At 68.6% G+C, this 25154-nt stretch carries 28 protein-coding genes and 1 pseudogene; 26 read left to right on the top strand and 3 right to left on the bottom strand.

Annotation, left to right across the window (positions count from 1 at the left end; translation table 11 throughout):
- Nucleotides 1-26 precede the first annotated feature (26 nt).
- The 6 genes from ACOJUI_RS13015 (at nucleotide 27) to tuf (ending at nucleotide 10665) form a co-directional block, all read left to right on the top strand.
- Nucleotides 27-3911: a DNA-directed RNA polymerase subunit beta' gene (locus ACOJUI_RS13015; RefSeq protein ID WP_422115369.1), complete on the top strand. Its 3885-nt coding sequence runs from the start codon at nucleotides 27-29 to the stop codon at nucleotides 3909-3911.
- Between the two features lie 535 nt (nucleotides 3912-4446).
- The gene (locus tag ACOJUI_RS13010) at nucleotides 4447-5682 is read left to right on the top strand and encodes a transglycosylase family protein (RefSeq protein ID WP_422115368.1); all 1236 of its coding nucleotides are present in this window, start codon (nucleotides 4447-4449) and stop codon (nucleotides 5680-5682) included.
- Nucleotides 5683-6263: 581 nt separating this feature from the next.
- Nucleotides 6264-6638, top strand: a complete 375-nt coding sequence (rpsL, locus tag ACOJUI_RS13005; protein ID WP_422115367.1) for a 30S ribosomal protein S12 — start codon at nucleotides 6264-6266, stop codon at nucleotides 6636-6638.
- Nucleotides 6638-7108, top strand: coding sequence for a 30S ribosomal protein S7 (rpsG, locus tag ACOJUI_RS13000; RefSeq protein ID WP_422115366.1), 471 nt, complete (start codon nucleotides 6638-6640; stop codon nucleotides 7106-7108). Before rpsL ends, rpsG begins: the two co-directional genes overlap by 1 nt.
- A gap of 90 nt (nucleotides 7109-7198) precedes the next feature.
- Nucleotides 7199-9346 (top strand): elongation factor G, encoded by a 2148-nt coding sequence (gene fusA / locus ACOJUI_RS12995; protein ID WP_422115365.1) that lies wholly within the window; start codon nucleotides 7199-7201, stop codon nucleotides 9344-9346.
- A 131-nt stretch (nucleotides 9347-9477) separates the two neighbouring features.
- Nucleotides 9478-10665 (top strand): elongation factor Tu, encoded by a 1188-nt coding sequence (tuf, locus tag ACOJUI_RS12990; protein ID WP_422115364.1) that lies wholly within the window; start codon nucleotides 9478-9480, stop codon nucleotides 10663-10665.
- A 281-nt stretch (nucleotides 10666-10946) separates the two neighbouring features.
- Here the strand turns inward: tuf and ACOJUI_RS12985 are convergent, their stop codons facing one another.
- Together ACOJUI_RS12985 and ACOJUI_RS12980 are read right to left on the bottom strand one after the other, a co-directional pair.
- Nucleotides 10947-11180, bottom strand: coding sequence for a hypothetical protein (locus ACOJUI_RS12985; protein WP_422115363.1), 234 nt, complete (start codon nucleotides 11178-11180; stop codon nucleotides 10947-10949).
- Nucleotides 11181-11553: 373 nt separating this feature from the next.
- A pseudogene (locus tag ACOJUI_RS12980) lies at nucleotides 11554-11778 on the bottom strand (general stress protein); the annotation flags it as partial.
- A gap of 206 nt (nucleotides 11779-11984) precedes the next feature.
- Here ACOJUI_RS12980 and ngcE point away from each other — a divergent pair.
- From ngcE to rpsQ, 14 genes are all read left to right on the top strand, one after another.
- The gene (gene ngcE, locus ACOJUI_RS12975) at nucleotides 11985-13430 is read left to right on the top strand and encodes an N-acetylglucosamine/diacetylchitobiose ABC transporter substrate-binding protein (protein WP_422115362.1); all 1446 of its coding nucleotides are present in this window, start codon (nucleotides 11985-11987) and stop codon (nucleotides 13428-13430) included.
- Entirely contained in the window at nucleotides 13427-14458 is a 1032-nt protein-coding gene (locus tag ACOJUI_RS12970; RefSeq protein WP_422115361.1) for a carbohydrate ABC transporter permease, read from the top strand. Before ngcE ends, ACOJUI_RS12970 begins: the two co-directional genes overlap by 4 nt.
- Nucleotides 14459-14581: 123 nt before the next feature.
- Entirely contained in the window at nucleotides 14582-15394 is an 813-nt protein-coding gene (locus ACOJUI_RS12965; RefSeq protein WP_422117669.1) for a carbohydrate ABC transporter permease, read from the top strand.
- A gap of 468 nt (nucleotides 15395-15862) precedes the next feature.
- Nucleotides 15863-16171 carry a 30S ribosomal protein S10 gene (gene rpsJ / locus ACOJUI_RS12960; RefSeq protein WP_010550334.1) on the top strand — a complete coding sequence of 103 codons (309 nt, stop codon included), beginning with the start codon at nucleotides 15863-15865 and terminating at the stop codon, nucleotides 16169-16171.
- 11 nt (nucleotides 16172-16182) lie between these two features.
- Nucleotides 16183-16863 (top strand): 50S ribosomal protein L3, encoded by a 681-nt coding sequence (rplC, locus tag ACOJUI_RS12955; RefSeq protein ID WP_422115360.1) that lies wholly within the window; start codon nucleotides 16183-16185, stop codon nucleotides 16861-16863.
- A gap of 5 nt (nucleotides 16864-16868) precedes the next feature.
- Nucleotides 16869-17798, top strand: a complete 930-nt coding sequence (gene rplD / locus ACOJUI_RS12950; protein WP_422115359.1) for a 50S ribosomal protein L4 — start codon at nucleotides 16869-16871, stop codon at nucleotides 17796-17798.
- Nucleotides 17795-18097 (top strand): 50S ribosomal protein L23, encoded by a 303-nt coding sequence (gene rplW / locus ACOJUI_RS12945; protein ID WP_422115358.1) that lies wholly within the window; start codon nucleotides 17795-17797, stop codon nucleotides 18095-18097. Before rplD ends, rplW begins: the two co-directional genes overlap by 4 nt.
- Nucleotides 18098-18143: 46 nt before the next feature.
- A complete protein-coding gene (rplB, locus tag ACOJUI_RS12940) occupies nucleotides 18144-18974 on the top strand; it encodes a 50S ribosomal protein L2 (RefSeq protein WP_422115357.1) in 831 nt (276 codons plus the stop codon).
- 18 nt (nucleotides 18975-18992) lie between these two features.
- Entirely contained in the window at nucleotides 18993-19274 is a 282-nt protein-coding gene (rpsS, locus tag ACOJUI_RS12935; protein ID WP_422115356.1) for a 30S ribosomal protein S19, read from the top strand.
- 52 nt (nucleotides 19275-19326) lie between these two features.
- Nucleotides 19327-19680: a 50S ribosomal protein L22 gene (gene rplV, locus ACOJUI_RS12930; RefSeq protein WP_422115355.1), complete on the top strand. Its 354-nt coding sequence runs from the start codon at nucleotides 19327-19329 to the stop codon at nucleotides 19678-19680.
- A 10-nt stretch (nucleotides 19681-19690) separates the two neighbouring features.
- On the top strand, nucleotides 19691-20533 hold the full coding sequence (rpsC, locus tag ACOJUI_RS12925; RefSeq protein WP_422115354.1) for a 30S ribosomal protein S3: 843 nt from the start codon (nucleotides 19691-19693) through the stop codon (nucleotides 20531-20533).
- 5 nt (nucleotides 20534-20538) lie between these two features.
- The gene (gene rplP, locus ACOJUI_RS12920; RefSeq protein WP_422115353.1) at nucleotides 20539-20958 is read left to right on the top strand and encodes a 50S ribosomal protein L16; all 420 of its coding nucleotides are present in this window, start codon (nucleotides 20539-20541) and stop codon (nucleotides 20956-20958) included.
- The gene (gene rpmC, locus ACOJUI_RS12915) at nucleotides 20958-21191 is read left to right on the top strand and encodes a 50S ribosomal protein L29 (protein ID WP_329747469.1); all 234 of its coding nucleotides are present in this window, start codon (nucleotides 20958-20960) and stop codon (nucleotides 21189-21191) included. Before rplP ends, rpmC begins: the two co-directional genes overlap by 1 nt.
- Nucleotides 21192-21211: 20 nt before the next feature.
- Nucleotides 21212-21538 carry a 30S ribosomal protein S17 gene (gene rpsQ / locus ACOJUI_RS12910; RefSeq protein WP_422115352.1) on the top strand — a complete coding sequence of 109 codons (327 nt, stop codon included), beginning with the start codon at nucleotides 21212-21214 and terminating at the stop codon, nucleotides 21536-21538.
- Between the two features lie 141 nt (nucleotides 21539-21679).
- On the opposite strand, the gene ACOJUI_RS12905 is transcribed toward rpsQ, so the two are convergent.
- Complete coding sequence (locus ACOJUI_RS12905) at nucleotides 21680-22087, bottom strand: hypothetical protein (RefSeq protein ID WP_422115351.1); 408 nt, start codon at nucleotides 22085-22087, stop codon at nucleotides 21680-21682.
- A 529-nt stretch (nucleotides 22088-22616) separates the two neighbouring features.
- Here ACOJUI_RS12905 and rplN point away from each other — a divergent pair.
- The 6 genes from rplN (at nucleotide 22617) to rplF (ending at nucleotide 25153) form a co-directional block, all read left to right on the top strand.
- On the top strand, nucleotides 22617-22985 hold the full coding sequence (gene rplN, locus ACOJUI_RS12900) for a 50S ribosomal protein L14 (RefSeq protein ID WP_109274686.1): 369 nt from the start codon (nucleotides 22617-22619) through the stop codon (nucleotides 22983-22985).
- Between the two features lies 1 nt (nucleotide 22986).
- On the top strand, nucleotides 22987-23373 hold the full coding sequence (gene rplX, locus ACOJUI_RS12895) for a 50S ribosomal protein L24 (RefSeq protein ID WP_422115350.1): 387 nt from the start codon (nucleotides 22987-22989) through the stop codon (nucleotides 23371-23373).
- A complete protein-coding gene (gene rplE / locus ACOJUI_RS12890) occupies nucleotides 23373-23942 on the top strand; it encodes a 50S ribosomal protein L5 (RefSeq protein ID WP_422115349.1) in 570 nt (189 codons plus the stop codon). The genes rplX and rplE overlap by 1 nt, the downstream gene beginning before the upstream one ends.
- A gap of 1 nt (nucleotide 23943) precedes the next feature.
- Nucleotides 23944-24129, top strand: a complete 186-nt coding sequence (locus tag ACOJUI_RS12885) for a type Z 30S ribosomal protein S14 (RefSeq protein WP_422115348.1) — start codon at nucleotides 23944-23946, stop codon at nucleotides 24127-24129.
- A 63-nt stretch (nucleotides 24130-24192) separates the two neighbouring features.
- A complete protein-coding gene (gene rpsH, locus ACOJUI_RS12880) occupies nucleotides 24193-24591 on the top strand; it encodes a 30S ribosomal protein S8 (protein ID WP_422115347.1) in 399 nt (132 codons plus the stop codon).
- 19 nt (nucleotides 24592-24610) lie between these two features.
- The gene (rplF, locus tag ACOJUI_RS12875) at nucleotides 24611-25153 is read left to right on the top strand and encodes a 50S ribosomal protein L6 (protein WP_422115346.1); all 543 of its coding nucleotides are present in this window, start codon (nucleotides 24611-24613) and stop codon (nucleotides 25151-25153) included.
- Nucleotide 25154 lies beyond the last annotated feature (1 nt).

Here is a 25154-nt window from a genome sequence, read left to right as displayed (position 1 = left end):
GACTTCCGATCGAGAGAAGGACACCTGTGCTCGACGTCAACACCTTCGATGAGCTGCGCATCGGCCTCGCCACCGCCGATGACATCCGCGGCTGGTCCCACGGCGAGGTCAAGAAGCCGGAGACCATCAACTACCGCACCCTGAAGCCCGAGATGGACGGCCTGTTCTGCGAGCGCATCTTCGGCCCCACCCGGGACTGGGAGTGCTACTGCGGCAAGTACAAGCGCGTGCGCTTCAAGGGCATCGTCTGCGAGCGCTGCGGCGTGGAGGTCACCAAGTCCTCCGTGCGCCGTGAGCGCATGGGCCACGTGGAGCTCGCCGCTCCCGTCACCCACATCTGGTACTTCAAGGGCGTGCCGAGCCGTCTGGGCTACCTGCTCGACCTCGCGCCGAAGGATCTCGAGAAGATCATCTACTTCGCCGCGTACATGGTCACCGCCGTGGACGAGCAGGCCCGCCACGACGACATGCCTGATCTGCAGGCGCGCTTCGACCTGGAGGTCAAGGAGCTCGAGAACGAGCGCGACGCCGCGATCAACCAGCGCGCGCTGTCCGCCGAGAAGGACCTCTCCCAGCTCGAGGAGGAGGGTGCCAAGGCGGACGCGAAGCGCAAGGTCCGCGACTCCGCCGAGCGCGAGCAGGCCCAGATCCGCAAGAAGTACGACGCGGAGATCGACCGCATCACCCGCGTGTGGGAGCGCTTCAAGTCCCTCAAGGTCGCCGACCTCGAGGGCGACGAGCAGCTCTACCGCGCCATGAAGCTGCGCTACGGCACCTACTTCGAGGGCGGCATGGGCGCCGAGGCGATCCAGCGTCGTCTGCAGGACTTCGACCTGGACGCCGAGGCGGTCACGCTGCGCGAGATCATCGCCACCGGCAAGGGGCAGAAGAAGGCCCGGGCGCTCAAGCGCCTCAAGGTCGTCTCCGCCTTCCGCACCACCACCAACTCGCCCACCGGCATGGTGCTGGACGCCGTCCCGGTCATCCCGCCGGACCTGCGTCCGATGGTGCAGCTGGACGGCGGCCGCTTCGCGACCTCCGACCTCAACGACCTGTACCGCCGCGTGATCAACCGCAACAACCGCCTCAAGCGGCTGCTGGACCTCGGTGCCCCCGAGATCATCGTGAACAACGAGAAGCGGATGCTGCAGGAGTCGGTCGACTCGCTGTTCGACAACGGCCGTCGCGGCCGTCCGGTCACCGGACCGGGCAACCGCCCGCTGAAGTCGCTCTCGGACATGCTCAAGGGCAAGCAGGGCCGGTTCCGTCAGAACCTGCTGGGCAAGCGCGTGGACTACTCCGCCCGCTCCGTCATCGTCAACGGCCCCCAGCTGAGCCTGCACCAGTGCGGTCTGCCCAAGGGCATGGCGCTCGAGCTGTTCAAGCCCTTCGTCATGAAGCGCCTGGTCGAGCTGTCCCATGCGCAGAACGTCAAGGCCGCCAAGCGGATGGTCGAGCGTGCCCGCCCCGAGGTCTGGGACGTGCTCGAGGAGGTCATCACCGAGCACCCGGTGATGCTGAACCGTGCGCCCACCCTGCACCGTCTGGGCATCCAGGCCTTCGAGCCGCAGCTGGTGGAGGGCAAGGCCATCCACCTGCACCCGCTGGTCTGCGCCGCGTTCAACGCGGACTTCGACGGCGACCAGATGGCCGTGCACCTGCCGCTGTCCGCGGAGGCGCAGGCCGAGGCCCGCATCCTGATGCTGTCCAGCAACAACATCCTCAAGCCCTCCGACGGTCGCCCCGTGACCATGCCCACCCAGGACATGATCATCGGCCTGTACCACCTCACCACCGTGCGTGAGGACGTCCCCGGCGCCGGCCGGTCGTTCTCCTCCGTGGCCGAGGCGATCATGGCCCACGACCGCGGCGAGCTGCACCTGAACGCGCCCGTGGACATCCGCTTCACGGACATGGTGCCGCCGACCGAGCTGGAGCTCCCCGAGGGCTGGACCGAGGGCGATGCGCTGATCATGCGGACCACCCTGGGCACCGTGTACTTCAACGAGACCCTCCCGGAGAACTACCCCTACGTGCAGGGCCAGGTGGGCAAGAAGCGCCTGGGCGGCATCGTCAACGCTCTCGCCGAGCGCTACGACAAGGGTCAGGTCGCCGCGTCGCTGGACGCGCTGAAGTCCTACGGCTTCTCCTGGGCGACCCGTTCGGGCGTGTCCTTCGCGCTGTCGGACGTGGTCACCCCTCCCGGCAAGGGCGAGATCATCGCCCGGTACGAGGAGAAGGCCGCGCAGGTCCAGGAGAACCGCGACCTCGGTCTGGTCTCCGAGTCCGAGCGCAACATGGAGCTCATCGACATCTGGACCGAGGCGACCAACGAGGTCGACCAGGCCATGCGGGAGCACTTCGAGTCCGGCAACACCATCTTCCGGATGGTGAACTCCGGCGCCCGAGGCAACTGGATGCAGGTCCGTCAGATCGCCGGCATGCGCGGTCTGGTGAACAACCCCAAGGGTGAGATCATCCCGCGTCCGATTATCTCCAACTACAAGGAGGGGCTCTCGGTCCTGGAGTACTTCATCGCCTCGCACGGCTCCCGCAAGGGCCTGGCGGACACGGCGCTGAAGACCGCCCAGTCGGGATACCTGACCCGTCGTCTGGTCGACGTCTCGCAGGACGTCATCGTCCGCGAGGACGACTGCGCGACCACCAAGGGTCTGACCCTGCCGATCGCGGTCGAGGAGGCCGGCCGGCTGCGCCCGCACGACCACGTGGAGTCCACGGTCTACGGCCGCGTGCTGGCCACCGCGGCGATCGGCGCCGACGGCACCGAGGCGGCCCCGGCCGGCTCGGAGGTCGGCGACGTCCTGATCGAGCAGCTCGTCGAGGCGGGCGTGCGCGAGGTCAAGATCCGCTCCGTGCTGACCTGCGACTCGGCGGTGGGCACCTGTGTCCAGTGCTACGGCCGCTCCCTCGCGACCGGCCAGCTGGTCGACATCGGCGAGGCCGTCGGCATCGTCGCGGCCCAGTCCATCGGCGAGCCCGGCACCCAGCTGACCATGCGCACCTTCCATTCCGGTGGTGTGGCCAGCGCGGACGGCGACATCACGCACGGTCTGCCGCGTGTCCAGGAGCTCTTCGAGGCGCGCACCCCGGCCGGCTTCGCGCCGATCTCGGAGTTCGCCGGTCGCGTGGAGATCGAGGAGAACGACAAGCAGCGTCGGATCACGGTCACCCCGGACGACGGCAGCGAGCCGGTCGTCTACACGGTGTCCAAGCGTGTGACGGTGCTGATCTCCGACGGCGACCACATCGAGGTCGGACAGCAGCTCACCCAGGGCTCCGTGGACCCGAAGCAGGTGCTGCGGATCCTCGGCCCCCGGGCCGTGCAGCAGCACCTGGTCGACGAGGTGCAGAAGGTCTACATCAGCCAGGGCGTGGACATCCACGCCAAGCACATCGAGGTCATCGTGCGCCAGATGCTCCGTCGCGTGACGGTCATCGAGTCCGGCGACACCGATCTGCTGCCCGGCGACTTCGCCGAGCGGGTGAACTTCGAGCGCGAGAACCGTCGGGTCCTCGCCGAGGGCGGTCAGCCGGCCTCGGGGCGTCCGGAGCTGATGGGCATCACCAAGGCCTCGCTCGCGACCGAGTCGTGGCTGTCGGCGGCCTCCTTCCAGGAGACCACCCGGGTGCTGACCGAGGCCGCCCTGAACCGCAAGAGCGACCAGCTCATGGGGCTCAAGGAGAACGTCATCATCGGCAAGCTGATCCCGGCCGGCACCGGCCTGTCGCGGTTCCGCCACATCGCGGTCGAGCCGACCGACGAGGCCAAGGCGCAGATGTACCAGGTGCCGGGCTACGACGAGCTGGACTTCTCCGGCTTCGGCCAGACCGGTGCCGTCAACCTCGATGACATCGACTACGCCGATCCGTTCCGGACGGACTTCCGCTGACCCGGAGCCGTCCCCCGCGTCATCGACGCACCCGTCGCCCGCCGCCTGAGGGCAGCGCGACGAGATCGCGAAGAGGGCGGTCCCACCACGGTGGGGCCGCCCTCTTCGCATGTGCGGGTGCGGGAGGGGCGCCGGGCCCGGCCACCGCCGGCGGCGGCGCGGCGCGGGGGAGCGGGGGAGCGGGGGAGCGGAGCGACCGGGACCGACCCGGAGCGCCGGCGCGCCGCATGGCCTGCGCCACGCTGCGGAGCTCTCGGCGGCGCCGTGCTGTGACCTGCCGGACCCGGAGCGTCACGGGAGGGTAAAGACCTCCTGGGCGGGACCCCAAGGTCTCGCCGCGGGCCTTTCGCCATGCTGACGAAAAGGAAACCATGGGTGCTGGCAGTTCCCGTGCGGTCTTCCCGCTGCGCCCCGTCCGAGGGCGCGCTCGTACCGGGGCTGCAGGCCCCGCGGCGCGGGGCCCGAGGCTCAGGGACCAGGAACGTCGCTCCGCGGCGAGGAAACAGGTGGAACAGTGAAGAAGACCCCGTGGATCGTGGCAGCCGCAACCGTGTGCGTCGTCGCCGTCGGAGGTGGCGGCACCGCGTTCGCCATGTCGAACGAGACCCAGCTGACGGTGTACGGCGAGGAATCCTCCGTGCGCACGTTCGCCCAGCCCACCGTCGGTGATCTGCTCGAGGCGCAGGGCATCCAGGTCAAGGACACCGACCTGGTCGTCCCCGGCCTCGAGGAGCCCGTCACCGACGGCATGGAGATCCAGGTCGTCCAGCGCACCCCGGTCACCGTGACCGTCGACGGCGTGGACCAGGAGCTGCTCACCACCGGGGACACCGTCGCCGAGGCGCTCGAGGAGGCCGACTACGACGCCGAGGGCGCCCGCATCACCCCCGAGCCCGCCACCGCGCTGACGGACGCCGAGGGCCAGGTCGAGGTCGTCACCCGCAAGACGGTCACCTTCGTGGGCCAGTACGGCCAGGACACCTTCGAGGTCTCCGCCCTGACCGTGGGCGAGGCGATGGAGATGGTCCTCGGCGACATCCAGGACACCGACACCGCCGACGTCGACCGCGACACCCTGCTGGTCGACGGCGCCACCCACAGCATCCAGCGCGTCCGCGAGGGCGAGCGCACCGAGACCGAGGCGATCCCCTTCGCGACCGAGACGGTCGAGGACGACTCCCTGCTCGAGGGCACCACCAAGACCCGGACCGAGGGCAGGGCCGGCTCCAAGGAGAAGGTCTTCGCCGAGACCACCGTCAACGGCGAGGTCACCGAGTCCGAGCTGGTCTCCGAGACCGTCGTCACCGAGCCGGTGACCGAGGTCGTCGTCAAGGGCACCAAGCCCAAGCCGGTCGAGAAGCCGGTCGAGAAGCCGGTCGAGAAGCCCGCGCAGGAGAAGTCCGCCCCGGCCGAGCGCTCGGGCAGCTCCTCCAGCCGCAGCTCCGAGCGCAGCTCCTCCGAGAGCTCCGAGCGCAAGTCCTCCAAGAGCTCCGGCAGCAGCGCCTCCGCCCCGGCCGCCCCCTCGGGCTCCGTGTGGGACCGCCTGGCCGGCTGCGAGTCGGGCGGCGACTGGTCCATCAACACCGGCAACGGGTACTACGGCGGACTGCAGTTCTCCAAGTCCACCTGGCTCGGCTTCGGGGGCGGCGCGTACGCCTCCACCGCGGACCAGGCCAGCCGCGCCCAGCAGATCGACATCGCCAAGAAGGTCCAGGCCTCCCAGGGCTGGGGCGCCTGGCCCTCCTGCACCTCGAAGCTCGGCATCCGCTGATCCCGCCCCGGGACGCGGCCGACGGCCCGCCGTCACCGCCTCCCCGTCCCGAGCGCGCCGCGTCCCCCGCGGCGCGCTCGTCGCATCCGCGGGGCCTCGGGCCCTGCCGCCGACCGGGGCGGCGGGACCCCGCCCCGCGACCGCGCCCGTACGGCCCCGAGGCGAGGAGCGCAAATCGGCGGCCTCGCAGCGTCATGTGATCTGCGTCGGAACCGCCAGGAAGCTTTGACCGGGTGCCGAGCGCATCAGTAGACTGCGAATGCGTCCGGAGTGCCCTCTGGTCGTGACCCGGGACTGACCCGCCCACCCTTCGGGGGAGGCGGGGGGTGTCCCCCGCGAGGAGCGGATCCTCGCGGTGTGCCCGAATTCGGATGAGGCGGCCAGGCCCGGCCCCCTCGCCGCGGGCCGTCGATCACGGTCCTCCTGGACGCCCGGCAGGTGCCATCACCTGACGGGCGGGTCGCTGCACCGAAGTCTCCCGGGCCCTGGGAACGGTGCGACGGGTCGCCGGCCGTGCGAGCGGTCGAAGATGTTGATCCTTCGGTGCGAACAGCTCCGAGGGCTGACAAGGAAGAGAAGCTGTGCCCACTATTCAGCAGTTGGTGCGCAAGGGGCGTGACGCTCGGTCGTCCGCCTCGAAGACGCCCGCGCTCAAGGGTTCGCCCCAGCGCCGCGGTGTCTGCACGCGCGTGTACACCCAGACCCCCAAGAAGCCGAACTCCGCGCTGCGCAAGATCGCGCGCGTGAGGCTGTCCACCGGCGTCGAGGTCACCGCCTACATCCCCGGCGAGGGCCACAACCTCCAGGAGCACTCCATCGTGCTCGTGCGCGGCGGTCGTGTGAAGGACCTCCCCGGTGTCCGCTACAAGATCGTGCGCGGCGCCCTGGACACCCAGTCCGTGAAGGGCCGCCAGCAGGCTCGCTCCCGCTACGGCGCGAAGAAGGAGAAGAAGTAATGCCTCGTAAGGGCCCCGCTCCCAAGCGCCAGCTGGTCGTCGACCCCGTCTTCGGCTCGCCGATCGTCACCCAGCTCATCAACAAGATCCTCCAGGACGGCAAGAAGACCGTCGCCGAGGGCATCGTCTACGGGGCCCTCGAGGGCGCCCGTGAGAAGAACGGCCAGGATCCGGTCGTCACCCTGAAGAAGGCCCTGGACAACATCCGGCCCTCCCTCGAGGTGCGCTCCCGCCGCGTCGGCGGCGCGACCTACCAGGTCCCGATCGAGGTCAAGCCCGGCCGTTCCACCACCCTGGCGCTGCGCTGGCTGGTCGGCTACGCCCGTGCTCGTCGCGAGAACACCATGACCGAGCGTCTGATGAACGAGATCCTGGACGCCTCGAACGGTCTCGGCGCCGCTGTCAAGCGTCGCGAGGACACTCACAAGATGGCCGAGTCCAACCGGGCCTTCGCGCACTACCGCTGGTGAGTCCACGGTGGGGTCCGTCCGCGCGGACGGACCCCACCAGCCGCCTCCGGCACTCCGACCAGCAACCGTCCCCCAGAAAGGCATAAGCCCGTGGCACTTGAAGTGCTCAGTGACCTGAACAAGGTCCGCAACATCGGCATCATGGCTCACATCGATGCCGGTAAGACCACCACGACCGAGCGGATCCTCTTCTACACCGGCGTGAACTACAAGATGGGCGAGACCCACGACGGCGCCGGCACGATGGACTGGATGGAGCAGGAGAAGGAGCGCGGCATCACCATCACGTCGGCCGCGACGACCTGCTACTGGCACGACAACCAGATCAACATCATCGACACCCCCGGCCACGTCGACTTCACCGTCGAGGTGGAGCGCTCGCTGCGCGTGCTCGACGGCGCGGTCGCGGTGTTCGACGGCAAGGAGGGCGTGGAGCCCCAGTCGGAGACCGTCTGGCGCCAGGCCGACAAGTACGAGGTCCCCCGCATCTGCTTCGTCAACAAGATGGACAAGCTGGGCGCGGACTTCTTCTTCACCGTCAAGACCATCGTCGACCGCCTCGGCGCGAAGCCGCTGGTCATGCAGGTCCCGATCGGTGCCGAGAACGACTTCACCGGCGTCGTCGACCTCGTCGAGATGAAGGCCTACGACTGGCCGGAGACCCTCGAGGAGGACATGCCGGTCATCAACGCCAAGAAGGGCGATGCGTCGCTGGGCCAGTGGCAGCGGGAGATCCCGATCCCCGCCGAGCTGCAGGACACGGTCGACGAGTACCGCGCGAAGCTGGTCGAGGACGTGGCCGAGAGCTCCGAGGAGCTCATGGACGCGTACCTCGAGGAGGGTGACCTCACCCTCGAGCAGCTCAAGGCCGGCATCCGCGCCCTGACCATCGCCTCCGAGGCCTACCCGGTCTTCTGCGGCACGGCGTTCAAGAACAAGGGCGTCCAGCTCGTCCTCGACGGCGTCATCGACTACCTCCCCTCCCCGCTCGACGTGCCCGCCATGGTGGGCCACAAGCCGGGCGACGAGGAGACCGAGATCATCCGCAAGCCTGACTGGAACGAGCCCTTCTCCGGTCTCGCCTTCAAGGTCGCCGCGCACCCGTTCTTCGGGTCGCTGACCTACGTGCGCGTCTACTCCGGCCAGGTGCAGCAGGGGATGCAGATCCTCAACACCACCACCGGCAAGAAGGAGCGCGTGGGCAAGCTGTTCCAGATGCACTCCAACAAGGAGAACCCGGTGGAGGAGGCCTTCGCGGGCCACATCTACGCCTTCATCGGCCTGAAGGACACCACCACCGGTGACACCCTGGCCGACCCGGCGAACCCGGTCCAGCTGGAGTCCATGAGCTTCCCGGAGCCCGTGATCTCGGTGGCCATCGAGCCCAAGACCAAGGGCGACCAGGAGAAGCTGGGTGTGGCCATCCAGAAGCTCGCCAAGGAGGATCCCACCTTCCAGGTCGAGCAGGACGAGGAGACCGGCCAGACGGTCATCAAGGGCATGGGCGAGCTGCACCTCGACATCCTCGTGGACCGCATGCGCCGCGAGTTCAACGTCGAGGCCAACATCGGCAAGCCGCAGGTGGCCTACCGCGAGACGATCAAGCGGACGGTGGAGAAGTTCGACTTCACCCACAAGAAGCAGACCGGTGGCTCCGGCCAGTTCGCGAAGGTCCAGCTGACCTTCGGCCCGCTGGGCGAGGCCGAGGACGGCGTGTTCTACGAGTTCGAGAACAAGGTCACCGGTGGCCGTATCCCGCGCGAGTACATCCCGAGCGTGGACGCGGGCATCCAGTCCGCCCTGCAGTCGGGCATCCTCGCCGGCTACCCGGTCGTCAACGTGAAGGCCTCCCTGCTCGACGGCGCGTACCACGACGTCGACTCCTCGGAGATGGCCTTCAAGATCGCCGGTTCCATGGCGGCCAAGGAGGCCCTGCGCAAGGCGCAGCCGGTCCTCCTCGAGCCCCTCATGGACGTCGAGGTCCGTACTCCGGAGGAGTACATGGGAGATGTCATCGGCGACCTGAACTCCAGGCGAGGTCAGGTCCAGTCGATGGAGGACGCGAGCGGGGTCAAGATCGTCCGTGCTCTCGTCCCGCTGTCGGAGATGTTCGGCTACGTCGGCGACCTGCGGTCCAAGACCCAGGGCCGCGCGATGTACACCATGCAGTTCGACAGCTACGCGGAGGTCCCGTCCAGCATCGCTGACGAGATCGTCGCGAAGACCCGGGGCGAGTGAGGAGTCGGGGGAGGCAGGTAGGCTCGCCCTCCTGCTTCCCCCGCCGCTCCCGTCGGACGCCCGCCTCGCCGAGGCGGCATCCGAACCCGATCCAGATTTACCACGAGTAGAAGTCCTAGGAGGACAACATCATGGCGAAGGCCAAGTTCGAGCGGACCAAGCCGCACGTCAACATCGGCACCATCGGTCACGTCGACCACGGCAAGACCACGCTGAGCGCCGCGATCTCGAAGGTCCTGTACGACAAGTTCCCGGACCTCAACGAGAAGCGTGACTTCGACACGATCGACAACGCGCCCGAGGAGAAGCAGCGCGGCATCACGATCAACGTCTCGCACATCGAGTACCAGACCGAGAAGCGTCACTACGCGCACGTCGACGCCCCCGGCCACGCCGACTACGTGAAGAACATGATCACCGGTGCCGCTCAGATGGACGGCGCGATCCTCGTGGTCGCCGCCACCGACGGCCCGATGGCGCAGACCCGTGAGCACGTCCTGCTCGCGAAGCAGGTCGGCGTCCCCTACCTGCTCGCCGCGCTGAACAAGGCCGACATGGTCGACGACGAGGAGATCCTCGAGCTCGTCGAGATGGAGGTCCGCGAGATGCTGGGCGCTCAGGGCTTCGACGAGGACGCACCGGTCATCCAGGTGTCCGCCCTCAAGGCGCTCGAGGGCGACGAGAAGTGGGTCAAGTCCATCGAGGAGCTCATGGAGGCCGTGGACGAGTCCATCCCGGACCCGATCCGCGACATGGATCAGCCCTTCCTGATGCCGATCGAGGACGTCTTCACGATCCAGGGTCGTGGCACCGTCGTCACCGGCAAGGTCGACCGCGGCAAGCTCGCGATCAACTCCGAGGTCGAGATCGTCGGCATCCGCTCGCCCCAGAAGACGATCGTCACCGGGATCGAGATGTTCCACAAGCAGATGGACGAGGCGTGGGCCGGCGAGAACTGCGGTCTGCTGCTGCGCGGCACCAAGCGCGAGGACGTCGAGCGCGGCCAGGTCGTCGTGAAGCCGGGTTCGATCACCCCGCACACCGAGTTCGAGGCGCAGGTCTACATCCTGTCCAAGGACGAGGGCGGGCGTCACAACCCGTTCTACTCGAACTACCGCCCGCAGTTCTACTTCCGCACCACCGACGTCACCGGCGTCATCTCGCTGCCCGAGGGCACCGAGATGGTCATGCCCGGCGACAACACCGAGATGACGGTCGAGCTGATCCAGCCGATCGCCATGGAGGAGGGCCTCGGCTTCGCCATCCGCGAGGGTGGCCGCACCGTGGGCTCCGGCCGCGTCACCAAGATCCTGAAGTGATCGCGGCGGGGGAGACCCCGCAGCCGTGAGGCGTCCGCAGCGCGGGCGCCGAACAGGGGGAGGGCCCCGTACCGGGAACACCGGTGCGGGGCCTTCTCGCTGCCCGGAGCCGGCCCGGCCGCCGGACCGGCACCCGTGCGGCCCGGCACGTCGCCCGACACCGCGGGGCGGCACCGGACCGGCGTGATCGGCGCCGCCGAGCCCGCACACGAAGGAGCCCCCGTCCACGGACGGGGGCTCCTTCGAGGGATGCGCGTCGGACGCCGGCCGAGGGCCCGGGGTCAGCGGCCGAAGCCGCCGTCCTGCTCGCCCGGGCGCCGCTCCGGCTCGGCGGGGGAGGCGGCGGGTCCGGCCGCGGGCCGGGAGCTGTCGTGGAGCGGGGTGCCGGCGGGCTGTCCGAAGGACGGCCGTCCGCTGCGCGGCTGCTGCTCGCCGGCGCCGGGGGCGGGCGCCGGGGTGGGGGCGGACTGCCCGAAGGAGGGGCGTCCGGACGCAGGGCCGGCGGGGGCGGGCATGCCGTTGGCTGAGCCCTGCCCGGGGGCGGCCCCGTAGCCCCCCGCGTGGCCCGCGGGGGGCGCCCTGGCCCGGCAGCGGGGTGCTGGGGGCGACGGGGACGGGCGCCGGGGCGGCCCCGGACTCGGCGAGGATCCGTCGGGCCTGATCGGCGTGCTTGTGCTCGACCAGCAGCTCGTACTGCATCGGGATCGTCGCGGTCATCGAGGTGAAGTCGCGCTTGCCGCCGGTCATGGCATAGCCGATCACCGACCAGACGGTGAAGAACACGATGCCCATCAGGATGCTGGTCAGGACGATCATGAAGTTGCCCGGGGTGATCAGCAGCAGCAGCAGGCCCAGGAAGAGACCCATCCAGAGCCCGGACAGGACGCCCTGGGAGATCACCCGGCCCCAGGTCCGGCGCCCGGTGACGCGCTCCATGAGCTTGAGGTCGGTGCCCACGATCAGCGTGCTCTGGACCGGGAACGCGTTGTCGGCCAGGGTGTCGACGACGGACTGCACCTCCTGGTACGTGCTGTACACACCGAGGGACCGCGGGTACTCCAGGTCGTACAGACGCGCGGTCAGGGGAGACGAGGACGGCGTGGGCTGACTCATGTGCCCTACGGTAGTCGAGCAGTTCGCGAGTCCGCTGGGCGGAACGGGCGAGGAGCCGGGGAGCCGAGGTACATCGAACCGTGATGTTCGAGGGCCCGGAGCCGTCCTGGAACCGGGACAGAACGACGTAGTGTGGCTCACACCATTCGTCGGGCGCCCACCGGGTCGCCCGACGCTTTCAAGGACGAAAGAGGTTTCCCATGGGCATGCCCGCTGACGACCTGACCCCGCTCGAGCGGATCGGCGCCTCGCGCCGCAGTTTCCTGGCCATCGCCGGCGCCGGTGCCGGCGCCTCCGTGCTCGCCGCCTGCGCCGGCGGGGGAGGCGGCGGTGACGAGGGCGGTGAGCAGGGCGGCGGATCGGTGACCGGAGAGGGAGAGGCCTCGGAGGAGAACCCGCTCGCCGTCGACGGCTCCCTGCCGCTGACCGCCGTCATCTTCGACGGCGGCTACGGCACCCAGTACGCGATCGACACCGGCGACAAATACGTCGAGCTCTACCCGGAGGCCGAGGTCGACGTCTCCGGCACCGTGAACATCCAGCAGGACCTGCAGCCCCAGTTCGCCGGCGGCACCCCGCCGGACGTGTTCGACAACTCCGGGGCGCAGAAGCTCGCGATCGACGGCCTGGTCCCGCAGCTCGCCGATCTCGGGGACCTGCTCGCCGCGCCGATGCTCGACGCCGAGGGCACCGTCGAGGAGAACCTGCTGCCGGGAGTCACCTCGCCGGGCATGTTCGACGGGAAGTTCCTGGGCATGAACTACGTCTACACGGTGTTCGCGCTGTGGTACTCCGCCTCCGAGTTCGAGGAGAAGGGCTGGACCGTCCCCGAGACCTGGGACGACCTGATGGCCCTGGGCGAGACGGTCAAGGGCGAGGGGCGCTACCTCTTCTCCTACGGCGGTCAGAACGCCTCGAACTACTACCAGGAGATGGCGCTGTCGATGGCCGCGAAGTTCGGCGGCCCCGAGGTGCTCACGAAGATCGACAGCCTCGAGGAGGGCGCCTTCGAGCAGGACGCGGTGGTGCAGGCCTATGACGCCCTCGCCGCCGCGGTCGAGGCCGGCTACTTCGAGCCGGGCGGCGAGGGCATCAAGCACACCGACGCCCAGACCAACTGGGTCACCGGCACCTCGGTGTTCTACCCCTCGGGCTCGTGGATCGAGAACGAGCAGGCCGACGTCACCCCGGAGGGCTACGACATGACCGGCGCCCCGGTGCCCTCCCTCGGCGGCGGCGCCATGCCCCACGAGGCCTTCCACGGCACCGCGGCGGAGCAGTACTTCGTGCCCTCCGGCGGCGAGAACCCCGCCGGCGGCGCCGAGTTCCTGCGGATCATGCTCTCCAAGGAGCAGGCCCAGAACTTCGCCGAGCTCACCAAGGCCCCTTCGGTCATCAAGGACACCGTCCCCGAGGACGGCTTCGGCTCGACCGCGCTGGCCTCGGTGAACACGATGATCCAGGCGGCCGGGGACAACACCTTCACCTACAACTTCTCGGACTGGTACGGGCTGGGGGCCGACTCCATCACCAACTGGACCAGCTTCCTCAAGGGTGACCTCGACGCCGCGGGGCTGCGCCAGGCGGAGCAGGCGATGATCGACCGGGTCCGGGAGGACGACTCGATCACCAAGTTCGAGGCTGGTTCATGACCGCTTCCGGCGTCGACGTCGGAGGGGGCACGGCGGCGGCGACGGCCCAGCGGGCCGTCCGCCGCCGTCGGCGCGTCCCGACCGTCGAGCGGATGGTGTTCTTCCTGGTCTTCCTGGGGCTCCCGCTCGCGGTCTACCTGATGTTCGTCGTCTCGCCGTTCGTGCAGTCGTTCTACTACTCGCTGACGAACTGGTCGGGGCTGTCCCCGTCCATGGAGTTCATCGGGCTGGCCAACTACCAGCGGATCTTCGCCGACCCCGTCTTCTGGACATCGCTGCGCAACAACCTCGTGCTGCTGATCGTGCTGCCGAGCGTGACCATCCTGCTGGCCTTCGCGCTCGCGGTGATGGTGACGATCGGCGGCAGCACCCACGGGGGAGTGCGCGGCGTGCGCGGAGCGGGCTTCTACCGCGTCGTCAGCTTCTTCCCGTACGCGGTGCCCGCGGTCATCACCGGCATCCTGTTCAACTTCATCTACCACCCCGGCGGCGGCCTGCTCAACGGGTTCCTGAACCTGCTGCTGGCACCGGTCAACGCCGTGCTGGGACTGGTCGGCGCCGAGCCCGTCGCGGACCTCGGCGTGGCCTGGCTCGGCGATCAGCGCTTCGCCCTGGCCGCCGTCGCCTTCGCGATCATCTGGACCTTCGTGGGCTTCTACATGGTGCTGTTCGTCGCGGGCATCAAGTCGATCCCGCAGGAGGTGCTCGAGGCGGCGCGCATCGACGGCGCCGGCCGGCTGCGCAGCGCCGTGCAGATCGTGGCCCCGATGATCCGCGACAACGTCTCCACCGCCCTGGTCTACATGGGCATCTTCGCCCTGGACGCCTTCACCTTCGTCTCGGTGATGACACCCAACGGCGGCACGGCCAACAGCACCAAGGTGGTCTCCCTGGACCTGTACCAGACCGCCTTCCGCGACGGGCGCTTCGGTGAGGCCAGCGCGATGGGCGTGATCATGGCGCTGGTGACGATGCTGGTGGCCGTGCTGGTGATCTGGCTGGGCCGCTCGAGGAAGGAGCAGCGATGAGCCTCATGACCACCGCCCCCGGGGGGCACCGACCCCGCGGCCCCGGAGACCTCCGCCGCCGGCCGGGGCTCGCACCGTCCGCGCCGCCGCGAGCGGCACAGCGACGGCGCCGGCTACACCGCGCTGCACCACGTCGTGCTCAGCCTCTGGGCGCTGCTGGTGGTGCTGCCCCTGCTGTGGACCGTCTACACCTCCTTCAAGACCTCCCGGGAGATCCTCACCGACCCCTTCGGGCTGCCCGAGACGCCGCAGCTGACGAACTACACCCGGGCCTGGCAGGAGGCCAAGATCGGGGAGTACTTCTTCAACACCCTGGTGGTGGTCGGCTCCGCCCTGGTCATCGTGATGCTGCTGGGGGCCATGTGCGCCTACGTGCTCGCGCGCTTCCGCTTCCCCGGCAACCGGATCATCTACTTCGGGATGGTGGCGGGGCTGACGTTCCCCATCTTCCTCGCGGTGGTGCCGCTGTTCTTCGTGCTGAAGAACATGGGGCTGCTGGACGGTCGGATGGGCCTGGTCGGCGTGATCCTGGCCTACGTCGCCTTCGCGCTGCCGTTCACGGTGTTCTTCCTGCACTCGTTCTTCGCGGGCCTGCCCGACGAGATCAGCGAGGCCGCCGCCATCGACGGGGCGGGGGACTTCCGCACCTTCTTCCAGGTGATGCTGCCGATGGCCAAGCCCGGCCTCGCCTCGGTCGCGATCTTCAACTTCCTGGGGCTGTGGAACCAGTACCTGCTGCCGCTGGTGCTGAACACGGACCGGCGCAACTACGTGCTCGCCCAGGGCCTGGTGAACCTGCAGGCCCAGCAGGGCTACAAGGTCGACTGGGGCGGCATGTTCGCCTCGGTGGTGATCACGGTGATCCCGGTGCTGGTGGTCTACGTGATCTTCCAGCGCCAGCTGCAGGGCGGCGTGGGACCCAGCACCATCAAGTGAGGATGGCCCCGGCGCCCTTGCCGCCCGTCCTCGCGGCGGGCAGGGTGGGGGCGCCGGAGCGCGTCCGGGACGCCGCCGCGAGGTACGCCCCGGGGTCGCCGACGAGGTGCCCGGGATCCGGGCCGGGCCGCGGTCACGGGGTTCTGTGACCGGGTGCACCTGCCTCCCCCTTGTGGGGGCCTCGTGACGTCTGGCAGACTGTTCGAGTTGTCTGCGCGGGCCGACATGCCCGGTTCCGTTCTCCGAGGGTCACCTCGGCGAATGATCACCGGATGAGGCCCGTCCCGAGGATGCGAACCTTGCCACCCGGCATCGATCGCGCATCGTGACCAGGGATCCGACGCAGCAGCAGCCGATTCTCGGTGGTCCTGTGCTGGGCTCGTGTGCCCTGCAGAGGCCGACACGCCCGTCCTCGGGTGTCGGGAGACGGCTGCTTCCATGCCAGACGAGGAAGAGAGACAGGACGCCATGGCGGGACAGAAGATCCGCATCCGGCTCAAGTCGTACGACCACGAGGTGATCGACAGCTCGGCGCGCAAGATCGTCGATACGGTCACCAGTGCCGGCGCGACGGTTGTGGGCCCGGTGCCGCTGCCGACCGAGAAGAACGTGTTCGTCGTGATCCGGTCGCCGCACAAGTACAAGGACTCCCGTGAGCATTTCGAGATGCGCACGCACAAGCGACTGATCGACATCGTCGATCCCACGCCCAAGGCCGTGGACTCGCTCATGCGTCTCGACCTGCCGGCGGACGTCAATATCGAGATCAAGCTCTGAGGCAGGTGGACATGAGCAACGAACTGACCGGCCAGAAGGCCCGTCCGGTGTCCGGCGTGCTCGGCACCAAGCTCGGCATGACCCAGGTCTGGGACGAGAACGGAAAGCTCGTCCCCGTGACCGTCGTGCAGACCGGTGCCAACGTCGTGACCCAGATCCGGTCCGTCGAGACCGACGGCTACGACGCCGTGCAGATCGCCTACGGGCAGATCGACCCCCGCAAGGTGTCGGCCCCGCTGCGCGGCCACTTCGAGAAGGCCGGCGTGACCCCGCGTCGCCACCTCGTCGAGCTGCGCACCGTCAACGCCTCCGAGTACACGCTCGGCCAGGAGATCGACGCGTCGATCTTCGCGTCGGGCCAGAAGGTCGACGTCGTCGGCACCTCCAAGGGCAAGGGCACCGCGGGCGTCATGAAGCGCCACGGTTTCGCCGGTGTCGGCGCCTCCCATGGTGCGCACCGCAACCACCGCAAGCCCGGTTCCATCGGCGGCGCCTCCACCCCCGGTCGCGTGTTCAAGGGTCAGCGCATGGCTGGCCGCATGGGCAGCGACCGCACCAGTGTCCAGAACCTGACCGTTCACGCGGTCGACGTCGAGAAGGGCCTCGTGCTCGTCAAGGGTGCCGTTCCCGGCCCCAAGGGCGGCCTCGTGCTCGTCCGCTCGGCTGTCAAGAGCCCCGCGAAGGAGGCCTGAGCCCGATGGCAGCGAACCTGACCGTCGACGTGCTCGACACGGCCGGCAAGAAGTCCGGCACCGTCGAGCTGCCTGCGTCGATCTTCGACGTGCAGACCAACGTGCCCCTGATCCACCAGGTGGTCGTCGCCCAGCAGGCTGCGGCCCGCCAGGGCACGCACAAGACCAAGACCCGCGCCGAGGTGCGAGGCGGCGGCAAGAAGCCCTGGAAGCAGAAGGGCACCGGTCGTGCCCGCCAGGGCTCCCTGCGCGCCCCGCAGTTCGCCGGCGGCGGCGTCGTCCACGGGCCCGTCCCGCGCGACTACAGCCAGCGCACCCCCAAGAAGATGAAGGCCGCCGCGCTGCGCGGTGCCCTCTCGGACCGGGCCCGCAACGGCCGCATCCACGTGGTCTCCTCCCTCCTCGAGGGCGACGCGGCCTCCACCCAGGCCGCCCGCGTGACCCTGTCGCACGTCTCGGACCGTCGCCACCTGCTGGTGGTCGTGCGTCGTGACGACGACCTGGGCGCGCTGAGCACCCGCAACCTGCCGGCCACCCACGTCCTGTACGCGGACCAGGTGAACACCTACGACGTCATGCTCTCCGACGACGTGGTCTTCACCGCCGACGCGCTCGAGGACTTCGTGGCCCAGGCCACTCTGGCCCTGCCCACCTCGACCTTCGCCACGGCGAAGACTGCGGCCCCGGCCGCCGAGGAGGCGCCCTTCGGCGAGGGTTCGGCGGCTGCTCTGGCCGACGGCTCCGCCCCCGAGGGCTTCGCCATCAAGGCCAAGCAGGATTCCAAGAAGTTCCACACCCCGGACTCCCCCTGGTACGGCCGCACCAAGGCCGAGGTCTGGTTCGCGAGCGAGGAGGCCGCCAAGGCCGCCGGGTTCGTGAACGCTGTCAAGGAGTCCACCCCGGCCGATGAGGCCGCACAGGAGGAGTCGAAGTGACCTCGCTGAACAAGGATCCCCGCGACGTCCTGCTGGCCCCGGTGGTCTCCGAGAAGAGCTACGGGCTGATGGACGAGGGCAAGTACACCTTCCTGGTGGACGTCCGCGCCAACAAGACCGAGATCAAGATCGCCGTCGAGAACATCTTCGACGTCAAGGTCTCCTCGGTGAACACGATCAACCGTCAGGGCAAGTCGCGTCGCACGCGCTTCGGGACCGGCAAGCGCAAGGACACCAAGCGCGCCATCGTCACCCTGGCAGACGGAGCCATCGACATCTTCGGAGGGTCGGTCGCCTGAGGCGATCGATCACCGAGGAGCCGAAGAGAGTCTGAGGGAAACCCACATGGCAATTCGTAAGAGCAAGCCGACCACGCCCGGTCGTCGCGGCTCGAGTGGCGCCGACTTCGTCGAGGTCACCCGGTCCACGCCGGAGAAGTCGCTGGTCCGTCCGCTGAGCAAGACCGGCGGACGCAACAACAACGGTCGCATCACCTCCCGTCACCGGGGCGGTGGCCACAAGCGGGCCTACCGCGTGATCGACTTCCGCCGCCACGACAAGGACGGCGTCATGGCGAAGGTCGCTCACATCGAGTACGACCCCAACCGCACCGCGCGCATCGCGCTGCTGCACTACGCCGACGGCGAGAAGCGGTACATCCTCGCCCCGGCCAAGCTGCGCCAGGGCGACTGGATCGAGAACGGTCCGGGCGCGGACATCAAGCCCGGCAACAACCTGCCGATGCGCAACATCCCCCTGGGCACCGTGCTGCACGCGATCGAGCTGCGTCCCGGTGGCGGGGCCAAGATCGCCCGCAGCGCCGGCGCCTCGGTGCAGCTGGTCGCCAAGGACGGGCCGTATGCGCAGCTGCGCATGCCGTCCGGCGAGATCCGCAACGTCGATGCGCGCTGCCGCGCCACCATCGGCGAGGTCGGCAACGCCGAGCAGTCCAACATCAACTGGGGCAAGGCCGGCCGCATGCGCTGGAAGGGCAAGCGCCCCCACGTCCGTGGTGTCGTCATGAACCCCGTCGACCACCCGCACGGTGGCGGCGAGGGCAAGACCTCCGGTGGTCGCCACCCGGTCTCGCCCTGGGGACAGCCTGAGGGCCGTACCCGCCGCCCCGGCAAGGAGAGCGACAAGCTCATCGTGCGCCGCCGTCGCAAGAAGCGCTGATAGGGAGATTCAGAGACTATGCCTCGCAGTATCGCCAAGGGTCCTTTCGTGGACGACCACCTTCAGAAGAAGGTGGACGTCCAGAACGAGAAGGGCACCAAGAACCTGATCAAGACCTGGTCGCGTCGTTCGGTGATCACCCCGGACTTCCTCGGCCACACCTTCGCAGTGCACGACGGCCGCAAGCACGTCACGGTGTTCGTCACCGAGTCGATGGTCGGTCACAAGCTCGGCGAGTTCGCTCCCACGCGGACTTTCAAGGGCCACGAGAAGGACGACAGAAAGGGCCGTCGTCGCTGACCACGGTCAGCACGGCAGCACGTCCCGACATCCAGAAGAAAGCAGGACAGCAATGGAAGCCAAGGCGCAGGTGCGGTACCTCCGCATGTCGCCCATGAAGGCTCGCCGCGTTGTGGACCTGATTCGTGGCAAGAGCACGGCCGAGGCCCTGAACACCCTGCGGTTCGCACCGCAGGCCGCCAGTGAGCCCGTCCTCAAGCTCGTCGAGTCCGCGATCGCCAACGCGCGGGTGAAGGCAGATCAGACGGGGGAGCGCTTCGATGAGCGCGAGCTCGTCGTCTCCGCCGCCTACGTCGACGAGGGCCCGACCATGAAGCGGTTCCAGCCGCGAGCACAGGGTCGAGCCTTCCAGATCAAGAAGCGCACCAGCCACGTCACCGTGGTGGTCGCTCCCGTGAACAAGTAAGGAGTCCCGAATGGGCCAGAAGGTCAATCCGCACGGGTTCCGCCTCGGGATCACCACGGAGCACAGCAGCCGGTGGTTCGCCGATTCCACCAAGGAAGGGCAGCGCTATCGCGACTACGTGAAGGAAGACGTCGCGATCCGCAAGCTCATGTCCGATGGAATGGAACGAGCCGGCATCTCCAAGGTCGAGATCGAGCGCACCCGCGATCGAGTCCGCGTCGATCTCCACACCGCCCGCCCGGGCATCGTCATCGGGCGTCGCGGTGCGGAGGCCGAGCGCCTGCGCGGCGAGCTCGAGAAGCTCACCGGCAAGCAGATCCAGCTGAACATTCTCGAGGTCAAGAACCCCGAGGCCGATGCGCAGCTGGTCGCTCAGGGCATCGCCGAGCAGCTCGCCGCCCGCGTCTCCTTCCGTCGCGCGATGCGCAAGGGCATGCAGTCCTCGCAGCGCGCCGGTGCGAAGGGCATCCGAGTGGCCGTCTCCGGTCGCCTCGGCGGCGCCGAGATGAGCCGCAACGAGTTCTACCGCGAGGGGCGCGTGCCTCTGCACACCCTGCGCGCGAACATCGACTACGGCTTCTACGAGGCCCGTACCGCCTTCGGCCGCATCGGCGTGAAGGTGTGGATCTACAAGGGCGACGTCACCGCCAAGGAGCTCGCGGCCCAGCAGGCCGCCTCGCAGGGTCCGCGCTCCGGCGCCCGGGGCCCGCGTGCCGAGCGTCCGCGCGGCCGTCGTAACGAGCGCAACGCCACCGCGCGTCGTGGGGACAACGCCGAGCAGTCCGCTGCTCCGGCCGCGGCTCCCGCCGAGCAGGCGTCCGCTCCCGCACAGCAGTCCGGAACGGAGGCCTGAGCGACATGCTGATCCCCCGCAGGACCAAGCACCGCAAGCAGCACCACCCGACCCGCAGCGGCATGGCCAAGGGCGGCACCGAGCTGGCGTTCGGCGACTACGGCATCCAGGCTCTCGAGCCCGCCTACGTCACCAACCGTCAGATCGAGGCGGCTCGTATCGCCATGACGCGCTACATGAAGCGCGGCGGCAAGGTGTTCATCAACATCTACCCCGATCGTCCGCTCACCAAGAAGCCTGCCGAGGTCCGCATGGGCTCCGGCAAGGGTTCGGTCGAGTGGTGGATCGCCAACATCAAGCCGGGACGGGTCATGTTCGAGATCGCCGGCGTCGACGAGGAGGTGGCTCGCGAGGCACTGCGCCTGGCGATGCACAAGCTCCCCATGAAGAGCCGCATCCTGAGCCGAGAGAGTGGTGACATCTGATGGCAGCGACCAAGCTCACCGCCGATGAACTCGACAAGCTGGACGACGCGAAGCTGGCCGAGGAGCTGGCGAAGGCGAAGGACGAGCTGTTCAAGCTTCGCTTCCAGTCCGCCACCGGTCAGCTCGAGAGCTCCGGCCGTCTGCGGTCCGTCAAGAAGGACATCGCACGGATCTACACGATCCTGCGCGAGCGCGAACTGGGCATCCGTCAGGCGCCCGGCAGCGCCGAGTGACCGCGAAGCGAGGAACAGACATGACTGAGAACACCCAGGCCGCGAACGCGGCCGCCGAGGAGCATGTGGCGGAGGGCGCGCACGCGTCGTCCTCCGAGCGCCCCTACCGCAAGACCGTCCGCGGTCTCGTGGTCTCCGACAAGATGGACAAGACGATCGTGGTCGAGGTCGAGGAGCGTGTGAAGCACGCCCGCTACGTCAAGGTCACGACCAAGACCAGCAAGTTCAAGGCACACGACGAGGACAACAGCGCCGGCATCGGCGACCGCGTCCTCGTGATGGAGACCCGCCCGACCTCCGCGACCAAGCGGTGGCGTCTGGTGGAGATCATCGAACGCGCCAAGTGATCCGGAGCCGGTCGAGCTGACCGCGCACGGCACCTGAGAAGGGCCGGTCCCACCCCACGGGGGAGGGCCGGCCCTTCTGCTGTGCCCGGTGGGCGCCGTGCCCGGTGGGCGCCGGGGCGGCGCCGGCGCCGCCGGGCGGGCTCAGTCGGTCAGGTGCACCAGCAGCGCCCCGGCGAGGGCGTCCTCGGCGGCCGGCGCCCGCACCTCGCGGGGCTCGGCCCCGGCGGGGCCGAAGCTCACCGTGAACGTGCCGTCGGCGCCGCGGGCCAGGGCCCGGAAGGCGGCCCCGAGCGCGGTGAGCAGCTGGTCCGCCCGCGGGATCCAGAGCGCCTCGTGCTGCTCCACCGAGTCCAGCGCCCACTCGGTGGTGCCGTTGAAGCGGAACAGCTCGCCGCCGGCGCGGCCCACCCCGCGCTCGATGACCATCGAGGAGAGCATGAAGTGCTCGTCCCGCAGCTCCTCGTTGTCGATCACGAACCAGTCCCCGTCGGCCGGTTCCCAGGGCAGGCCCGCGGCCTGCAGTCGTCGTGCCACGTCGATGTCGATCATGCGACGAACCTACCCTCCGCCGCACCGACCGCGCTGGGAGTCGCGGTCAGCGATCCAGCGATCCGGCGACGCAGCGACGCAGCGCGGGAGCGGGGGAGCGGGGAGACGGCCGGGAGCCGGCTCGGGCGCCGAGGAGCGCGCGCCGGGGCAGGAGAGCAAGCACACACGCCCCCGCACGTCCGCTGCTGGTGACATCCCCGCGCGGGACGCGTACTCTGGAGCGGTTGCCGGATGGCTGGGCTTTCGCATCTCCATGATGCGCCTGACCGTGCGTCCGCGACAGGATCCGTACCACCAGATCCGTCCTCGCCGGAGACCTCGCACGAGAAGCGAACGTTCTGCGTTCTCCACGCTAGTGCCTGAGTCCGGCCGAGGGTCTTCTTGGTGCCCGGGTCCCATCGACGGTGACGCCCTCGACCGCAGCTGCGGTCGGGCGCGATACCGGGCATGGTCCACATTCCGTTCCGCCAGGCTCGGCCTGCCCGCTCCCGCGGGTGGGAAGAGAACCGGTGAGACGATAGGAGAACGAGTGATTCAGCAGGAGTCGCGACTCAAGGTCGCCGACAACACGGGTGCCAAGGAGATTCTCTGCATCCGCGTTCTCGGTGGCTCCGGTCGCCGTTACGCCAGCATCGGGGACACCATCGTGGCGACCGTCAAGGACGCCATCCCCGGTGGCAACGTCAAGAAGGGCGACGTCGTCAAGGCGGTCGTCGTCCGCACGTCCAAGGAGCGTCGGCGCGCCGACGGCTCCTACATCCGCTTCGACGAGAACGCGGCGGTGATCCTCAAGACCGACGGCGAGCCGCGCGGAACGCGCATCTTCGGCCCCGTCGGCCGCGAGCTGCGCGACAAGCGCTTCATGAAGATCATCTCGCTGGCACCGGAGGTGCTGTGAAATGGCCAAGATGAAGATCAAGAAGGGCGACCTCGTCCAGGTGATCACCGGTCGCACGAGCGACGGCGACAAGGCCGCCGCGCGCGGCCTGGAGCCCGGTGACCGGGGCAAGCAGGGTCGTGTGCTGCAGGTGTTCCCCGAGACCGGGCGCGTGCTCGTCGAGGGCATCAACCGTCGCACCCACCACGTCAAGCCCAACCAGGCCGGCGGGGCGGGCGGCATCGAGCAGCGCGAGGCCCCCCTCCACGTCTCGAACGTGGCCCTGGTCGACCCGGAGGACAACAAGCCGACCAAGGTCGGTTACCGCGTCGAGACCGTGGAGCTCGAGAACGGCCGCTCCAAGCAGGTGCGCGTCCGCTTCGCGAAGCGCTCCGGGAAGGACATCTGATGTCTGAGAACACCACCGTGACCGCAGCCCCGCGCCTCAAGGCGAAGTACAACGACACCATCAAGCCGGCGCTCACCGAGCAGTTCGGCTACCAGAACGTCATGCTGGTGCCCGGCCTGACCAAGATCGTCGTGAACATGGGCGTCGGCGACGCCGCTCGCGACTCCAAGGTCATCGACGGCGCCATCAAGGACCTCGCGGCCATCACCGGCCAGAAGCCCCAGGTCACCAAGGCCCGCAAGTCCATCGCGCAGTTCAAGCTGCGTGAGGGCATGCCGATCGGCGCGCACGTCACCCTGCGCAACGCTCGCATGTGGGAGTTCCTGGACCGTCTGCTGTCCACCGCGCTGCCGCGCATCCGCGACTTCCGCGGACTGTCGCCGAAGCACTTCGACGGCAACGGCAACTACACCTTCGGTCTCACCGAGCAGGTCATGTTCCACGAGATCGACCAGGACAAGATCGACCGCGTCCGCGGTATGGACATCACGGTCGTGACCACCGCGAAGACCGACGACGAGGGACGCGCGCTGCTCAAGCTGCTCGGCTTCCCCTTCAAGGAGAACTGAAATGGCCAAGACAGCCCTGATCAAGAAGTCGGAGCGCAAGCCCAAGTTCGCGGTGCGCGCCTACACCCGGTGCCAGCGCTGCGGTCGACCCCACTCGGTCTACCGCAGGTTCGGTCTCTGCCGCATCTGCCTTCGCGAGATGGCTCACCGCGGCGAGCTCCCCGGCGTCACCAAGAGCAGCTGGTAAGGACTACCGCCAGAGGTCCCTCGGCAGCGCCGAGGGAAACCAGGTGAGGAAGAAGCAACAGACATGACCATGACCGACCCGATCGCGGACATGCTGACGCGGATCCGTAACGCCTCAGGGGCGTACCACGAGACCGCGTCCATGCCGTACTCGAAGTTGAAGGCCCGCATCGCGGACATCCTGAAGGCAGAGGGCTACATCCTCGGCTGGCGCGAGGAAGAGGCCGAGGTGGGCTCCAAGCTCGTCCTCGAGCTCAAGTACTCCGACGGCCGCGAGCGTGCCATCTCCGGGATCCGTCGCATCTCGAAGCCCGGCCTGCGTGTGTACGCGAAGTCCACCAACCTGCCCAAGGTCCTCGGCGGACTGGGCGTGGCGATCCTGTCCACGTCCTCCGGCCTTCTGACCGACAAGCAGGCAGCCAAGAAGGGTGTGGGTGGGGAAGTCCTCGCCTACATCTGGTGAGCGGGAGAGGAGAACCGATATGTCCCGCATCGGACGCCTGCCGGTCGCAGTACCGGCCTCAGTCCAGAACGTCACCATCGAGGACCGCACCGTCACGGTGACCGGCCCCAAGGGCGAGCTCAAGCACGTGGTGCCGGCTCCCCTCACCGTCGAGCGCGGCGAGGACGGCTCGATCGTCGTCAACCGCCCCGACGACGAGCGCGAGAGCAAGGCCCTCCACGGCCTGACCCGCACGCTCATCCACAACATCGTCCTCGGTGTCACCGAGGGCTATTCCAAGAAGCTGGAGATCGTGGGCACGGGCTACCGTGTCACCGCCAAGGGCACGGACCTCGAGTTCGCCCTCGGTTTCTCCCACCCCGTCGTGGTGAAGGCGCCCGAGGGCATCACCTTCACCGTCGATTCGCCGACGAAGTTCTCGGTCAACGGCATCGCGAAGCAGCAGGTGGGCGAGGTCGCGGCCAACATCCGCAAGATCCGCAAGCCGGAGCCCTACAAGGGCAAGGGCGTGCGGTATGCCGACGAGGTCGTGCTCCGCAAGGCCGGAAAGGCTGGTAAGTGAC

Origin of the sequence: Brachybacterium sp. UNK5269 (assembly GCF_049266655.1) — a bacterium.
Classification (GTDB): Bacteria; Actinomycetota; Actinomycetes; order Actinomycetales; family Dermabacteraceae; genus Brachybacterium.
Note: the sequence above shows the minus strand (reverse complement) of the source record. Positions and strands in the feature narration are given on the sequence as shown.

Excerpts from the sequence above, each read along its gene's own strand:
- rpsG (WP_422115366.1), top strand. The coding sequence starts at position 6,638 with ATGCCTCGTAAGGGCCCCGCTCCCAAGCGCCAGCTGGTCGTCGACCCC.
- tuf (WP_422115364.1), top strand. The coding sequence starts at position 9,478 with ATGGCGAAGGCCAAGTTCGAGCGGACCAAGCCGCACGTCAACATCGGC.
- ACOJUI_RS12985 (WP_422115363.1), bottom strand. The coding sequence starts at position 11,180 with ATGCCCGCCCCCGCCGGCCCTGCGTCCGGACGCCCCTCCTTCGGGCAG.
- ngcE (WP_422115362.1), top strand. The coding sequence starts at position 11,985 with ATGCCCGCTGACGACCTGACCCCGCTCGAGCGGATCGGCGCCTCGCGC.
- ACOJUI_RS12970 (WP_422115361.1), top strand. The coding sequence starts at position 13,427 with ATGACCGCTTCCGGCGTCGACGTCGGAGGGGGCACGGCGGCGGCGACG.
- rpsJ (WP_010550334.1), top strand. The coding sequence starts at position 15,863 with ATGGCGGGACAGAAGATCCGCATCCGGCTCAAGTCGTACGACCACGAG.
- rplC (WP_422115360.1), top strand. The coding sequence starts at position 16,183 with ATGAGCAACGAACTGACCGGCCAGAAGGCCCGTCCGGTGTCCGGCGTG.
- rplD (WP_422115359.1), top strand. The coding sequence starts at position 16,869 with ATGGCAGCGAACCTGACCGTCGACGTGCTCGACACGGCCGGCAAGAAG.
- rplB (WP_422115357.1), top strand. The coding sequence starts at position 18,144 with ATGGCAATTCGTAAGAGCAAGCCGACCACGCCCGGTCGTCGCGGCTCG.
- rpsS (WP_422115356.1), top strand. The coding sequence starts at position 18,993 with ATGCCTCGCAGTATCGCCAAGGGTCCTTTCGTGGACGACCACCTTCAG.
- rplV (WP_422115355.1), top strand. The coding sequence starts at position 19,327 with ATGGAAGCCAAGGCGCAGGTGCGGTACCTCCGCATGTCGCCCATGAAG.
- rpsC (WP_422115354.1), top strand. The coding sequence starts at position 19,691 with ATGGGCCAGAAGGTCAATCCGCACGGGTTCCGCCTCGGGATCACCACG.
- rplP (WP_422115353.1), top strand. The coding sequence starts at position 20,539 with ATGCTGATCCCCCGCAGGACCAAGCACCGCAAGCAGCACCACCCGACC.
- rpmC (WP_329747469.1), top strand. The coding sequence starts at position 20,958 with ATGGCAGCGACCAAGCTCACCGCCGATGAACTCGACAAGCTGGACGAC.
- rpsQ (WP_422115352.1), top strand. The coding sequence starts at position 21,212 with ATGACTGAGAACACCCAGGCCGCGAACGCGGCCGCCGAGGAGCATGTG.
- ACOJUI_RS12905 (WP_422115351.1), bottom strand. The coding sequence starts at position 22,087 with ATGATCGACATCGACGTGGCACGACGACTGCAGGCCGCGGGCCTGCCC.
- rplX (WP_422115350.1), top strand. The coding sequence starts at position 22,987 with ATGGCCAAGATGAAGATCAAGAAGGGCGACCTCGTCCAGGTGATCACC.
- rplE (WP_422115349.1), top strand. The coding sequence starts at position 23,373 with ATGTCTGAGAACACCACCGTGACCGCAGCCCCGCGCCTCAAGGCGAAG.
- ACOJUI_RS12885 (WP_422115348.1), top strand. The coding sequence starts at position 23,944 with ATGGCCAAGACAGCCCTGATCAAGAAGTCGGAGCGCAAGCCCAAGTTC.
- rpsH (WP_422115347.1), top strand. The coding sequence starts at position 24,193 with ATGACCATGACCGACCCGATCGCGGACATGCTGACGCGGATCCGTAAC.
- rplF (WP_422115346.1), top strand. The coding sequence starts at position 24,611 with ATGTCCCGCATCGGACGCCTGCCGGTCGCAGTACCGGCCTCAGTCCAG.